Below are 13,180 nucleotides of genomic sequence, written 5' to 3'. Positions count from 1 at the left end.
CAAATTATTTTTAGTCATTGGGCATTGCCTCGTTCCCAGTCTCCGACTGGGAATGCTCGTCGTTGAGGCTCCGCCTCGCTTCTTGGCGGCAGAGCCGCTTTTGAGTTGCATTTCCAGTCGGAGACTGGAAACGAGATTTGAATCCCCAGTCCCCAGTCCCCAGTCCCTAAACAATCGATCGAATAACGCCACCATCTACCCGCAAAGCTGCACCATTAGTTGCTGATGCTACGGGACTAGAAAGATAAACTACGATCGCTGCTACTTCTTCATTAGTTGCAAAGCGCTTGATTAAGGAACTTGGACGCACATTCTGAAAAAATTCAGCCTCTACTTCTGCTGGACTAATACCACGTTCCTGTGCTAGTTGAGAAATAAACTCTTCAACGCCTTCGGAGCGCGTTGGCCCTGGTAGGACTGAGTTTACTGTGACTCCAGTGCCGACAGTGATTTCTGCTAGTCCTCGCGCAATGGCTAGTTGCGCTGTCTTGGTTGTGCCGTAGTGAATCATTTCCACTGGGATCTGAATAGCAGACTCGCTGGAGATAAAAATTATCCGTCCCCAGTTTTGCTCTAGCTGCTTTTGCAGATATTGCCGACTCAAGCGGACTCCACTGAGGACGTTAACCTCAAATATGTTTAACCAATCTTTATCAGTAATATCAAAGAAGGTTTTTGGCTCATAAATACCTAAATTGTTGATGAGAATATCAACGTGAGGAACTTTTTCAAAAAGTTGTTCTACCCCTGATGCCGTGCCGGTGTCAGCAACAACACCGGAAACTTTCGCATCGGGTGTACTTTGCTGAATTTTAGCGATCGCTTGAGCTACTCTTTCTTCAGACCGACCATTGATAATTACTGATGCACCCTCTTGAGCCAACCCAAGAGCGATCGCTAAACCAATGCCTGCGGTTGAGCCACTCACCAACGCGGATTTACCATACAGTTTCAAGTCCATTTCGCTCTTTCCCCGTTAATTGAAACAAAATGAGCAGGGAACTAGGGACTAGGAAGTAGGGGGAGATGAGGGGGATAAACAAAACTCCTAACTCCTAACTCCTAACTCCTAACTCCTAACTCAGCACTCAGCACTCAGCACTCAGCACTCAGCACTCAAATTAAAGATGCTGTGCTAAGGTCTTATTCAAGGTAGTTTTTGGCACTGCCCCGACGACAGTATCAACCTGCCGACCTCCCTTAAAAACCATCAGCGTCGGAATGCTGCGGATTCCGTAATGGCTAGCGACAGTAGGATTTTGATCTGTGTTCAACTTCACAAATTTCACCTGTCCTTCGTATTCAGCAGCAACTTCATCGACGACTGGGCCAACCATCCGGCAAGGGCCACACCACGGGGCCCAAAAGTCCACTAATACGGGAATTTCACTTTCTAAGACTTCTTGCTTGAATGTGGCTTCTGTGACATTTGTAATGGATGACATAAATTGCCTTCCTAATTAATTCTATAATTCGATAATATCGAATAATAAAAATATATGCCACCTGATGAGATAATGCAACTATGAGATTTCTTTATCATCCAGATCGAAAAAATATTTCTTTACCGGGAGTGTTATATGCATTGGGCGATCCAGTGCGGCTAGAGATTGTGCGGCTGCTGGCGACTGAGGGGGAACAATGCTGTGCGAGATTTGATTTTGCGATCGCTAAGTCTACTATGTCCAATCACTTCAAGATTTTGCGGGAGTCGGGGATAGTCTTGACACGCAAAGAAGGGACACACCATATTAACATCCTGCGGCGTGAAGATTTAGAGATGCTGTTTCCAGGGTTGCTGGATGTGGTATTGAAAGCCGCTCAACCATTGCCTGTTAGCCCTGCGAGTGCTAAACAAACGGCTTCAAGGATTTAGGGGTATTGGGCATTGTGTGTTTAATAATCTGCTCGTTTTTCTTTTTGTGTTTCTAAATCAGCAAAGACATCATGTTGTTCTTGAAAAGTCCTTGGAGTGTGAGATAAACCTAAATCTGTAGAGAGCAAATCAATACCATCGATAATTTTGGGTATCTGAGATCGATCGACTTGCAGACCGAGAAAGCATTTTTCCCTGTAATCTGGTCTTTCCTGAAAGAGTGCGATGTCTACGACGGGCTACGCCTACGCTCTTTTCAAAGGGCGCATAACCTGATATGCTTTTTCAGCCTTCTCAATTGATACTTGAGGTATTGGCGATCGCAGCCTGAGAATAGCTAGATCAATTAAATCTCTTGCCTCTTCCTAAGTATCTCAGAATCTAAGGATTCAATAACTGTGAGAATTTTATTATGATGTTCAAATCTGGAGATCATAAATAAACTTGCAACCAGGATTTATAGCGTCTGGCGAGTTCCTGAAGAAAATTGAGTTCTTCACCCTCAAGATTATTAAATAGGTTGCGATACAGCGCTTCCGGCTATTATGCAATACAGTTTTTCTCCTTGCCCTCTCCTATCAAAGCTTTCAGATTTGGGGATGTACCTCATAGCTGCCGTAAGTGCTGTATTGCCAACCACGCTCGTAGCGACTCAGCATTTGTACTGGAGTAAAGCGATAGACATCAGAAGTTTGCCAACAAATGGACTCCAGAAAAGGCAGCTTTTTGGGGACAGTAACAGGATTAATTGTTGGTGTTGCGGTTGTCATAATTCTTTTAATTAACCACTTTTGGCTTACTTTAGTTTTAGCATTCGTGCCTTATAATTTGATCGCTTTTGAGAAGGACAAATCACTGATGAAATATAAAACGGTCGATCCAAAAAAAATCTACGTGCCGCTAAGTCTTGGGGTGTGATGCCCGGATCAAAACAATGGCATCTGATGCGGAGGTAGATTTGAAAGCTATAATTAGGATACAACACATATTCTTAAAAGTGCAAAATCGCAACAAAAGCACCAATGGCAGAATTCACCATTCAAATTCCCGATGAACTAGCTCAACGTTTAGAACCTCTGCAAAATCGCTTACCCGAATTGCTTTGGCGATTACTAGACGTTGTTAATCTACCAACAAATATTCAGCCAACAGTTAATCCTGAGACTACAAATATTCCAGCAGTTTATCAAGAAGTTATTGATTTTTTGATTAAGGGGCCAAAACCAGAAGAAATTATTAATTTTAAAGTTTCATTTCAATCTCAAACACGCCTACAAGAATTACTAGAAAAAAATCGCTCTGCAACACTCGATCAAATGGAATTAGCAGAATTAGATGTTTACGAGCAGCTAGAGCAGATGATGATTTTATTAAAAGCACGAGCTTATTCTGCAATCAGCTAACATGACTTCTAATTCGATTTCTGTGGAACTCCGTAGGTTAGTGTTCCAGAGAGCTTCAGCACGCTGTGAATATTGCCAAATCCATCAAAGTTTTTCTATTTATACCCATGAAGTAGACCATATTATTGCCGTCAAACATGGGGGTGAAACTACTGCTGAGAATCTGGCACTTTCATGTTTATCCTGTAACCGTCATAAAGGCTCTGATTTCGCTACTATAGACCAATTTACTCAAGAAATTGTCCCATTGTTTAATCCCCGCCGCCTGGTCTGGGATGAACATTTTTATCTTGAAAATGCCAGAATAGAAGGAAAAACTCAAATTGGTCAAGGGACTGCAAGATTACTTCAATTTAATGTTCCGAATCGGGTGCTTTCTCGACAATTGTTGATAAGTCAAGGACAATACCCGTAATTCTATCCCGATTAGAAATTATCCGAACTGGGATAAACTCTTCCTTTCCAAGCGCCGCCACGCCCTTGCCAATGACGTAATGCTGAGTCTAGAGTCATCAGAGTATAGAGAAAAGCGATCGCAGGTAAACTAAATGCTAACCAGGAAGAACATTTATAAAAGCGAATCGTCGGGTAGTAAGCGAAAGCCATTAAGAGCCATCCTAATATACCTGTAAGTGCGATCGCCCAATTGCCCCAAACTGCACCTAGAATTACACACACAGGTGGAACTAGATAAATCAGAGGCATTCCTACTAAAGTTCCCAATAGTAGTAATGGAGAATAATTCAGTTGAGTATAGGCACTACGGGCAACCATATCCCAAATCGTCACCAGCGAATCATAGGGACGCAGACTGCAAGTCAAAGTACTCAATCCTAGCCAGATACGCCCTTGACTGGGCATTGGGCTTGTCCTCTTATCCCCCACCACTCCCCCACTGTTCTTAACAGCCTGAGCCAACGCGCAATCGTCTATTAAAGCTTGGCGAATGACTTGGATACCCCCAATTCGCTCTAAAGCTTCACGGGCGATCAGAATAGATCCCCCGGCGGCGGCTGCTGTGGGATTGTTGGGATTATTTACCCAGCGAAAAGGATAGAGTTTTTGGAAGAAAAAGACGAAGGCTGGAATCAAAAGTTTTTCCCAAAAGCTTTTACACCTGAGTCGCACCATTACCGAAACCATATCTAAATCTTCTTGGAGAGCTTTGGCAACGAGTCGGCGGAGATGGCCAGGATCGTGTTCGATATCTGCGTCAGTTAGCAAAAAATAGTCAGGTGCAAATTTACTAGCGCTCTTGATACCTTGCTCAACTGCCCAAAGTTTGCCTGACCAACCAGGAGGTAGTGATTCACCTGAGATAATATGCAGTTGTTGGGGTTTACCGACAGCGTGTGCAACCCCTTCAGCAAAATTTGCTGTCCGGTCTGTGCTGCGATCGTCTACCAAAAATACGTTGAAAGAACCAGGATAATCTTGGAGTAGGAGCGATCGCAAACTAGTTGGTATCAACTCAGCTTCATTACGGGCTGGAACGACGGCACAAACCACAGGTAACGATTGTAGAGACGTTGTATACAACGTCTCTACCTCTAATTGCTGGTCTGTCCGCCAAAATTGTCCCCAAAAACACAGTAATCCTAACCAAATTGTCAAGGATAAGAGCATCAATCCTAATACAATTACATCCATGACCGTCGCTTCGCTCCAATTGAAAATTCAAAATTCAAAAAAAAGAATGACCTATTGCAAATTTTCACTGACTCAGACACAATACTATGTCTACTGATATAGGAAAAATTTTTTATCGGATTGCCGTATTCAAAACTAGGGTTGGGTGTTGAGGTTAAATAGGATTTGATGCAAACACAAGACAGGGTAAAAGTCAATCAAGTCGCAGAAGCGATCGCAGCTAGCCAACAATATCTGCTTTCAATTCAAAATCCGGCAGGTTACTGGTGGGCAGAGTTAGAATCTAATGTCACCATCACTGCTGAAGTCGTCCTCCTACATAAAATTTGGGGAACAGACCAAACAAGAGCTTTACACAAAGTTGAAGCATATTTGCGTCAAGAACAACGGCAGCATGGCGGCTGGGAACTTTACTACGGTGATGGCGGAGAACTTAGCACCTCGGTTGAAGCCTATATGGCTCTAAGATTGCTAGGTGTACCAGCAACCGATCCAGGAATGGTTCGGGCGAAAACTTTTATTCTCCAACGAGGTGGGATCAGCAAAACTCGGATTTTTACCAAGTTGCACTTAGCTTTGATTGGCTGCTACAACTGGCGCGGTATTCCCTCGCTACCAGCTTGGGTGATGCTATTGCCGAAAGCTTTCCCTGTCAATATCTACGAGATGTCTAGCTGGGCACGTTCCAGTACAGTACCATTACTGATTGTATGCGATCGCAAACCTGTTTTTCTCACCGACTCAGGGATCAATCTAGATGAGCTATACGCTGAAGGTGTCGATCGAGTCCGGTGGGAATTACCTCAAAGTGGCGATTGGACAGATTTATTCCTCACCCTCGATCGGGGTTTCAAGTTGGCGGAAAGCCTTAATTTAGTACCCTTTCGCCAAGAAGGCATCAAAGCCGCCGAAAAATGGATTTTAGAGCGCCAAGAAGCTACAGGCGACTGGGGCGGCATTATTCCGGCGATGCTGAATTCTATGCTGGCTTTGCGGTGTCTGGATTATGACCGAAATGACCCCATTGTAGAAAGAGGGTTGCAAGCAATTGATAACTTTGCCATTGAAACAGACAATAGCTATCGGGTACAACCTTGTGTTTCACCTGTTTGGGATACAGCTTGGGCGATGCGTGCTTTAGTAGAATCTGGCTTTGCACCAGATCATCCGACTGTAGTCAAGGCTGGCGAATGGTTGTTGCAAAAACAAATTTTAGATTATGGAGATTGGTCTGTCAAAAATCGCCAAGGAAAACCAGGGGCTTGGGCTTTTGAGTTTGAGAATCGCTTTTATCCCGATGTAGACGACTCGGCTGTGGTGGTGATGGCGCTACATTTGGCGAAACTCCCTAATGAAAAAATCAAGCAAGCTGCGATCGCTCGGGCCTTAAACTGGATTGCATCTATGCAATGTAAACCAGGTGGGTGGGCTGCTTTTGATTTAGATAACGATCAAGATTGGCTCAACTCTATTCCTTATGGTGACTTAAAAGCCATGATCGATCCAAACACCGCAGATGTTACGGCTAGAGTGCTAGAAATGCTTGGTGCTTGTGATTTGTCAATTGATAGTGATAGTTTAGAGCGATCGCTAACTTATCTTCTACGCGAACAAGAAACCGAAGGCTGTTGGTTTGGTCGTTGGGGTGTAAATTATATCTACGGTACTAGTGGCGTTTTATCAGCTTTGGCCTTAATCGATCCTCAAAAGTATAAACTCAGTATAGAACGAGGAGCAGCTTGGTTAATTGGATGTCAAAACCCAGATGGGGGTTGGGGTGAGACTTGCCGCAGCTACGACGATCCCAGTCTCAAAGGAAAAGGAAATAGTACTGCATCTCAAACTGCTTGGGCAATAATAGGGTTGATAGCAGCAGGTGAAGCAAATGGTAAATTAGCTCTTGAGGTGATTGAGCGGGGAATTAGCTATCTAGTAGCAACTCAAAAGGCTGATGGTACTTGGTTTGAGTCAGACTTTACGGGTACTGGCTTCCCTTGCCATTTTTATCTCAAGTATCATCTGTATCAACAATACTTTCCTTTAATTGCGCTAGGTCGTTATCAAGCAGTGATTCAAAAAGGTTAGTTAAGGGAAATCCAAAAATTAAATTACTCAATTTTTGCATCCAATAGGAGCAGGGGACAAGGTAGAAAAGGGGGACAAGGGGGACAAGGGGGACAAGGTAGCAATATCTCTCCAAGTCTCCCCAAAGCGATTAATTATTTTTTTATCGTAAATTAAAGGGTTTAAGACCCCTACATCTACATGTAGCACCCATTTCAGTCGGGGTTTAAATCCCTGTCTGAAATGTCTTTAATTTTAAATTTTGAATTTTGAATTGTTAATTGGAAGTCCCTAATTGTTGTTCTTACTCAGGGACTTCCAAATAAAAAATTATCCTAAATTATTTGTATATTTTGTAGAGGCGCAAGTGCTTGCGCTCCTATGTTCGTGGAGTGTCCCACAGGGATCAATATTCAATACTGCGTAGGTTTTGTGATTTCTTGGTTGAGGCAAGCTGTTCTTGAGCAGGGGGGGAATGGAGGCTGGTGTTGAGTTTTGCCTCCCCTGCTTATCCGAGCAATATTGCCACAGGGATGGGATATTTTTTTAACTGGAAATCCTTTGTCTAACTAGAGGTGTATAGCTAATAAATGAATCTATCCCCTGGGAACGAAGCTAAACTAGCGATCGCACCATAGGATTGTAAGTATAAATTCATCGTCAATCAAATTGTAGTTAAATAATTCGTAATTCGTAATTCGTAATTAAGTTTTGTGACGGGGATTTAGACCCCGACCCAAAACTTGCCGGTTATTGAACCGGGGGATTTAAACCCACGGTACTCGGTTAAAGTTTTTAGTTATTAACTTAAGTGTTTAGATGATGGGAGCCAAAAAAGCGATCGCCCTTATTCACTTTCTCGAACGCCTATAAATGGCGAAAAAGTTTGCCAAAGCAGAGATAATTAACTCCGAAAATGTGGGCTTTTCGACTGACCCCACAGAAGTTAATGCTGGCAAAGTGTTGAAAGAGATCAGTGGTAGCTGTGACATTGATGCTGTTAGTTTGTTAGGCTATCACATTTTTCAACAAAAAAGGATAACTGCATCAAAGTTATTCTTAAAACCTGAATGATAAATGTCATTCAGCATTTTAGACTGTACACCCAACATAATGCAATTGAGGTTTTTATGAATCGAGTAATTTCATGGCTGCAAAATATTCACATTTCTCAAATCCTTGTAGTTTTTCTAGTCGGATTTATGTTTTTACTAGGTCAGGCTTTTAGCAATGTTAACGTAGCACAAGCCGATGTTAAAACTCCAGAGGGTACTTATTACAAGGGAACACCAAATGAGCAAGGTGAAATTAGAAATGATACCCAAATCACAAACAGCCAAAATCCCTTAAAAAGTGCTGTTGATAATATCCGTGAAAAGTTAAATTTGGATGAAAAAACTCCTGAAGCTACAAAAGAGTTTTTTGATCCGACAAGAAACACAACCGAAGATAAAGCTTCATCCTCTAATAGAGAAAGAGAAGGTTATTATCGCAATACTTCTAACAAATAACTGAAAAATATCAGCTAATTTGGTAGAACATTGTGAGTCGAAAAATTTGACTTGTACATAGTCGAATAAGCTTTGATTAATTAGAGAGACGCAATAATTATCGCGTCTCTAAATCAAGATAAATTTATGATTATTTATCTTGATTTTAACGAATCAGAAATCATTACTAAGGAATAAATAACTGCATCAAAGTTGTACTCAAACCCTAATTTCATTGGTTTAATATGAGTGATACCACCGTTACAAAAATAGATTCTACCCATTCCCCTAAAGGTAAACTCGGTCAAAAATATCTTGCTTCTGGCAAAGAAGTTGCCATGCGTCTTTGGGAAAAGGAACAACCAAACGAACACAAAGAGCCAAGTTCGCGCGACTATGAAACAGTTGGTTATGTAATTAGTGGTCGTGCCGAGTTGCACATTGAAGGACAAATGATTTTGCTAGAACCTGGGAGTTCTTGGGTTGTACCCAAAGGAGCCAGCCACACATACAAAATCCTAGAATCATTTACTGCTGTTGAGGCAACTAGTCCGCCTGCTCAAGTTCACGGACGGGATGAAAATTGAACCACACACAGATGAAACACCATAGCCGAATACCTTGCAACCTATACACCAAAACAGTTCAGATCAGGCCAAAACACTTGTCTTGACGGCGATTTATCGCGTCTCGAAAACCCAAAATTGTTGCCAGTAGCCCTTAACCCAAGCGTATTTACCTATACACCCGAACCAGCAAGTGCTTGATGGTTCGGGTTTTTATCGTCGAACCAACGAGAATAATTGTCCGCATATCGGCGGTTGCTGCTAACTGGTCAAGTGCGATCGCAACTCTGATTTCTCCGTGTTCTCTGCGCCTCTGCGGTAGCCTGCGGCAAGCCGCTGACGCTCCTTCTCTGCGAGACGCTGCGCGAACGTCGCTACCGCTTCGCTAATGCGTCTACGTTATTCCCTAACTCGTGCGTAAGTCCTATGAGTATGAGAATGTCATTATCAATTACGAATTATTTTGCTAGCATAATGGCTGCAAAGCAAGATATTTAAAAGATATAGATAAATAATTAGGAATTAGGAAAATTTCTAACTGATAAATATTCACTCCTCACTTAGCACTTAACTTTTATGCTTGACCTAACAAAACTAGCGCGACAAATGCAGGGTTTAAGTCAGCATCTTACTTTAGAAGCTGCTGCCAGTCGTCAGCGTTTAGAACTGGCACAACAACATTTAAAAAATGCTTACGAGTCTCAACAAGATTTAATCGATCGCCAGGAAAAATGGCGCGATCGCATTCTCTTTGCTAATGCTACCCCAATTGAACCGCTAGAAACCTGCATTGATATTCCAGTTCCCCCAAAAATTCATACTGTCATCGCTACCGATGGTTCCCAAATTGCCCCCAACCATCACGAAATTGCTTATTGTTATCTCCTGAATATCGGCAGAGTCGTCTTGCACTACGGACAAAATCGCCATCCGCTACTCGATAGTTTGCCAGAAGTATTTTATCGCCCAGAAGATTTATATATGTCTCGGCAGTGGGGAATTAGAACTGAGGAATGGATGAGTTTTCGCCGCACTGCTTCCGAAGCAACGGTGTTGGCAGAACTGGCGTGTGATGCAGCGCAAAAGGAAACGCCAGCGCTAGCAATGGTAGATGGTTCGCTAATTTACTGGTTTTTAGAACAGTTGCCGATGGATGCACGCGATCGCATTTTACCCCCCATTCTCGAAGCTTGGCAGCAAATGCGTGATGCTCGAATTCCGTTGATGGGCTATCTTAGCGCCTCTCGCAGCATTGAAACAATGAACTTTTTACGGTTGTTAGCTTGTCCCCATCCAGCGCCAGACTGTAAAAGTCATTGCCCAAATCAGCTAGAAAAAGTACCTTGTAAAATTTTTGAACAGTTGCGAGATACTTCTGTTTGGGCAACCCGACTCAAACCAGGACAACGCAGTACCTTGTGGCGCAGTAATTCTCCCATTCTCGAACTTTACGGCGATCAAACAATTTACTTTTGTTATGTCCACGTTGGCACCGAAATCGCCCGAATCGAAGTCCCGGCATGGGTAGCAGAGAATGCAGCCATGTTAGATCAAGCTCTGGGACTGATGTTAGCACAAGTGCAGAAAGGATACGGCTACCCTGTAGCGATCGCTGAAGCCCATAATCAAGCAGTGGTAAAAGGTGGCGATCGAGCGCGTTTCTTTGCCCTCCTCGAACAACAAATGATTAAAGCTGGTTTAAAAAATGTGGGAACCTCCTACAAAGAAGCCCGAAAGCGCGGGAGTATTGCGTGAAGGAGGCAGGAGATAGTGAATAAGCTGCGATAAATTGTATTTATCTACTTTGGTTTATGGTGGCTTCTATGCAAACACAAGCAGAAAAACGCTACTACACCCGTGAAGAATATTTAGCACTGGAAGAAACAGCCGAGTACAAAAGTGAATACTTAGATGGCGAAATACTACCAATGGCAGGGGGTACAACCAATCATAACCATATCATCGTTAATTTAATTGCTCATTTAAAATTTGCTTTAAGAGGGCAAAATTATAATTTATTTACTAGCGATGTGCGCTTGTGGATACCGGGCTACAGAAGATATACATATCCAGATGTGATGGCGATCGCAGGAGAACCAGTCTATGAGAGTGACAGCACTACCACTGTTACAAACCCCTTAATAATTATTGAGGTTTTGTCAAAGTCAACCAGAAGTTATGATGAATCAGATAAGTTTCGTTGTTATCGTTCAATTCCTGAATTTTAAGAATATATTCTGATTGACCAATACAAATTTTATGTTGAGCAATTTGCTAAAAACTCAGATGGTAAATGGGTACTAACTGAATATGAATCTACTGATGCCTTGTTAACACTAGCTTCTATAAATTTTCAAATTTCATTCAGTGATATTTATGAAACGGTAAATTTTCAGATTATCTAGGACTCAAGAATCAGCAAGGATTCAGAGAATGCAAAAATATTCATAATTGTTACATTTATTAAGAGAGTATTTCGCTGCTTCAGGATAAGTACAAAGAAAATTTCTGGTTAACTCAGTTTATGTAACACTTCTTATCTTAAATTTAAAATCTAAATGTTTACTTTACAGCTTTTTAGGGAACCCTTTATTTAGTAGAGAACTAAGTTAACAGCTAGCTTACTCAGTAAAAACTAGTAGGTACTTATTGGCTTTACTATCTATCAAGTTCATTACGTTTTTATTCGTAAGTAACTAGTCCAACACGGCGTAAATAAACCACCCATTTAAAATAGTCAGAAAGCTTACAAAATAAGCATTCTTTCTTTTTACTTTTGTCTTTTTACTTTTGCCTTCTTGTATTAGTCATTGAGTACTCTGAGATCAACTATCTATAACTTAAATTTAATTTTATGAACAAGTGCTTGGTAGCACCGTGGCGCTTTACTAGATATCGCTTATTCAGTAAAAGTAGAGTTTTGATTGTAGCGATAATTATGGCGCTACTAAGTACAGGCTGTACTGGAAAAGCATCTCAGAAGAATCAGCCTGTTGTGGATAGTGTCTCAAGTCAACAGAACTTACCAAGTTTAAGAATTGGGATACTACTTACACAAAGCCAGACAGAGCAAGAACGGATGATTAAACCCCTAAAAGAATACCTAGAGCAATCCCTTGGACAAAAGGTTAATACTGATTCGCAATCAAAGATAATAGGGGGACAAGGGAGACACAAAACATCAGATATTGGGAAAGTACAAGGTGCGATCGCTAGTTCAGTAGATTTTCAGATTGCTAAAGACTATGAACAAATCATTGACTGGCTACTACAGGATAAGCTGGACATGGCTTATTTAGGGCCTATGAGCTATCTTGAGGCAGTAGACAGGGGTGCTAAAGTCGAACCGTTGGTTGCTCCTATTGATAAACATACGGGACAACCCTGGTATCGTGCGTGTATCATTGTCAAAAAAGATAGTCTCATCAAAACCTTAAAAGACCTCAAAGGTAAACGCATTGCCTTTGTAGACAAATTATCAACCTCTGGGTATTTGATGCCTCTGGTAACGTTCAAAAAACTAGGAATTGATTATGATCGGGATTTTGCTCAAGTCCTCTATGCTGGTAGTCATAGCAACAGTATGGCTGCATTAGAAGATGGCATTGTTGATGCCGCAGCAACTAATATTTCATCCTACTTGAAACGGCAAAAAAGTGGCAAGCTAACATCTCAAAACTCCAGAATTATATGGGAATCTGCTCCTATACCAAATTCTCCAATAGTAGTATCTAAAAAACTATCACCTGAGTTAATCCAACGTCTAAAACAGGCTTTTATTAGTAGCCCAGAAGGTCTTGAGGATATTTTAGGAACTGAGTCAGCCGGATACACCCTTGTTACTCCTTCAGATTATGCTCCTATCCAGCAACTCCGAAAATATCTCAACTTAATTTCTGTTCCGGTAAAATGAAAATCTCGACAAAGTTTTTTACAGGTTCAGTTGTGTCTGTCGGGTTGATCATAGCTATTCTCGTTGGTAATACTGTAATTGTCCAACAAATAAAGCAGACTATCCGTGAGAAAAGTAATCAAAAGACATCTCCAAAATAGTATATTTTGTGGTAAAAGAAGATCATGAGAACTTTTTTAACACGAAAATATGAGTGATATACTGAATCACATTGAGGA

At 41.7% G+C, this 13,180-nt stretch carries 14 protein-coding genes and 1 pseudogene; 11 read left to right on the top strand and 4 right to left on the bottom strand.

Translation table 11 applies throughout. From position 1 onward, the window contains the following. Positions 1–166: 166 nt before the first annotated feature. Together V7K76_RS28715 and trxA are read right to left on the bottom strand one after the other, a co-directional pair. Positions 167–961, bottom strand: coding sequence for an SDR family NAD(P)-dependent oxidoreductase (locus V7K76_RS28715; RefSeq protein ID WP_334774540.1), 795 nt, complete (start codon positions 959–961; stop codon positions 167–169). A gap of 160 nt (positions 962–1,121) precedes the next feature. Beyond that, on the bottom strand, positions 1,122–1,445 hold the full coding sequence (trxA, locus tag V7K76_RS28710; protein WP_012412473.1) for a thioredoxin: 324 nt from the start codon (positions 1,443–1,445) through the stop codon (positions 1,122–1,124). Positions 1,446–1,525: 80 nt separating this feature from the next. On the opposite strand from trxA, the gene V7K76_RS28705 reads away from it, so the two are divergent. After that, complete coding sequence (locus V7K76_RS28705; RefSeq protein WP_334774541.1) at positions 1,526–1,876, top strand: ArsR/SmtB family transcription factor; 351 nt, start codon at positions 1,526–1,528, stop codon at positions 1,874–1,876. A 587-nt stretch (positions 1,877–2,463) separates the two neighbouring features. On the opposite strand, the gene V7K76_RS28700 is transcribed toward V7K76_RS28705, so the two are convergent. Then, positions 2,464–2,646, bottom strand: a complete 183-nt coding sequence (locus V7K76_RS28700) for a hypothetical protein (RefSeq protein WP_334774542.1) — start codon at positions 2,644–2,646, stop codon at positions 2,464–2,466. Positions 2,647–2,898: 252 nt separating this feature from the next. Here V7K76_RS28700 and V7K76_RS28695 point away from each other — a divergent pair, with 252 nt between their 5' ends. Together V7K76_RS28695 and V7K76_RS28690 are read left to right on the top strand one after the other, a co-directional pair. Continuing rightward, the gene (locus V7K76_RS28695) at positions 2,899–3,279 is read left to right on the top strand and encodes a hypothetical protein (RefSeq protein ID WP_334774543.1); all 381 of its coding nucleotides are present in this window, start codon (positions 2,899–2,901) and stop codon (positions 3,277–3,279) included. A gap of 1 nt (position 3,280) precedes the next feature. Then, positions 3,281–3,694 carry an HNH endonuclease gene (locus tag V7K76_RS28690; RefSeq protein ID WP_334774544.1) on the top strand — a complete coding sequence of 138 codons (414 nt, stop codon included), beginning with the start codon at positions 3,281–3,283 and terminating at the stop codon, positions 3,692–3,694. 11 nt (positions 3,695–3,705) lie between these two features. On the opposite strand, the gene V7K76_RS28685 is transcribed toward V7K76_RS28690, so the two are convergent. Further along, on the bottom strand, positions 3,706–4,929 hold the full coding sequence (locus tag V7K76_RS28685) for a glycosyltransferase (RefSeq protein WP_334774545.1): 1,224 nt from the start codon (positions 4,927–4,929) through the stop codon (positions 3,706–3,708). Between the two features lie 168 nt (positions 4,930–5,097). On the opposite strand from V7K76_RS28685, the gene shc reads away from it, so the two are divergent. The 8 genes and pseudogenes from shc (at position 5,098) to V7K76_RS28645 (ending at position 12,962) form a co-directional block, all read left to right on the top strand. Beyond that, entirely contained in the window at positions 5,098–7,014 is a 1,917-nt protein-coding gene (gene shc, locus V7K76_RS28680) for a squalene--hopene cyclase (protein ID WP_334774546.1), read from the top strand. An 852-nt stretch (positions 7,015–7,866) separates the two neighbouring features. Then, positions 7,867–8,067 (top strand): hypothetical protein, encoded by a 201-nt coding sequence (locus V7K76_RS28675; RefSeq protein WP_334774547.1) that lies wholly within the window; start codon positions 7,867–7,869, stop codon positions 8,065–8,067. Positions 8,068–8,123: 56 nt separating this feature from the next. Further along, the gene (locus tag V7K76_RS28670; protein ID WP_334774548.1) at positions 8,124–8,504 is read left to right on the top strand and encodes a hypothetical protein; all 381 of its coding nucleotides are present in this window, start codon (positions 8,124–8,126) and stop codon (positions 8,502–8,504) included. 224 nt (positions 8,505–8,728) lie between these two features. After that, the gene (locus V7K76_RS28665) at positions 8,729–9,070 is read left to right on the top strand and encodes a cupin domain-containing protein (protein ID WP_334774549.1); all 342 of its coding nucleotides are present in this window, start codon (positions 8,729–8,731) and stop codon (positions 9,068–9,070) included. A 179-nt stretch (positions 9,071–9,249) separates the two neighbouring features. Continuing rightward, on the top strand, positions 9,250–9,438 hold the full coding sequence (locus V7K76_RS28660; protein ID WP_334774550.1) for a hypothetical protein: 189 nt from the start codon (positions 9,250–9,252) through the stop codon (positions 9,436–9,438). Positions 9,439–9,625: 187 nt separating this feature from the next. Next, positions 9,626–10,804 (top strand): DNA double-strand break repair nuclease NurA, encoded by a 1,179-nt coding sequence (locus V7K76_RS28655; RefSeq protein WP_334774551.1) that lies wholly within the window; start codon positions 9,626–9,628, stop codon positions 10,802–10,804. 68 nt (positions 10,805–10,872) lie between these two features. Further along, a pseudogene (locus tag V7K76_RS28650) lies at positions 10,873–11,454 on the top strand (Uma2 family endonuclease). A 449-nt stretch (positions 11,455–11,903) separates the two neighbouring features. Continuing rightward, complete coding sequence (locus V7K76_RS28645; RefSeq protein ID WP_334774552.1) at positions 11,904–12,962, top strand: substrate-binding domain-containing protein; 1,059 nt, start codon at positions 11,904–11,906, stop codon at positions 12,960–12,962. Positions 12,963–13,180 lie beyond the last annotated feature (218 nt).

Origin of the sequence: Nostoc sp., assembly GCF_036917975.1 — a bacterium.
GTDB lineage: Bacteria > Cyanobacteriota > Cyanobacteriia > Cyanobacteriales > Nostocaceae > Nostoc.
This window is presented reverse-complemented; position numbering and strand designations above follow the sequence as displayed.

Coding starts and splice junctions, on each gene's coding strand:
- V7K76_RS28715 (WP_334774540.1), bottom strand. CDS start 961: ATGGACTTGAAACTGTATGGTAAATCCGCGTTGGTGAGTGGCTCAACC.
- trxA (WP_012412473.1), bottom strand. CDS start 1,445: ATGTCATCCATTACAAATGTCACAGAAGCCACATTCAAGCAAGAAGTC.
- V7K76_RS28705 (WP_334774541.1), top strand. CDS start 1,526: ATGAGATTTCTTTATCATCCAGATCGAAAAAATATTTCTTTACCGGGA.
- V7K76_RS28700 (WP_334774542.1), bottom strand. CDS start 2,646: ATGACAACCGCAACACCAACAATTAATCCTGTTACTGTCCCCAAAAAG.
- V7K76_RS28695 (WP_334774543.1), top strand. CDS start 2,899: ATGGCAGAATTCACCATTCAAATTCCCGATGAACTAGCTCAACGTTTA.
- V7K76_RS28690 (WP_334774544.1), top strand. CDS start 3,281: ATGACTTCTAATTCGATTTCTGTGGAACTCCGTAGGTTAGTGTTCCAG.
- V7K76_RS28685 (WP_334774545.1), bottom strand. CDS start 4,929: ATGGATGTAATTGTATTAGGATTGATGCTCTTATCCTTGACAATTTGG.
- shc (WP_334774546.1), top strand. CDS start 5,098: ATGCAAACACAAGACAGGGTAAAAGTCAATCAAGTCGCAGAAGCGATC.
- V7K76_RS28675 (WP_334774547.1), top strand. CDS start 7,867: ATGGCGAAAAAGTTTGCCAAAGCAGAGATAATTAACTCCGAAAATGTG.
- V7K76_RS28670 (WP_334774548.1), top strand. CDS start 8,124: ATGAATCGAGTAATTTCATGGCTGCAAAATATTCACATTTCTCAAATC.
- V7K76_RS28665 (WP_334774549.1), top strand. CDS start 8,729: ATGAGTGATACCACCGTTACAAAAATAGATTCTACCCATTCCCCTAAA.
- V7K76_RS28660 (WP_334774550.1), top strand. CDS start 9,250: ATGGTTCGGGTTTTTATCGTCGAACCAACGAGAATAATTGTCCGCATA.
- V7K76_RS28655 (WP_334774551.1), top strand. CDS start 9,626: ATGCTTGACCTAACAAAACTAGCGCGACAAATGCAGGGTTTAAGTCAG.
- V7K76_RS28645 (WP_334774552.1), top strand. CDS start 11,904: ATGAACAAGTGCTTGGTAGCACCGTGGCGCTTTACTAGATATCGCTTA.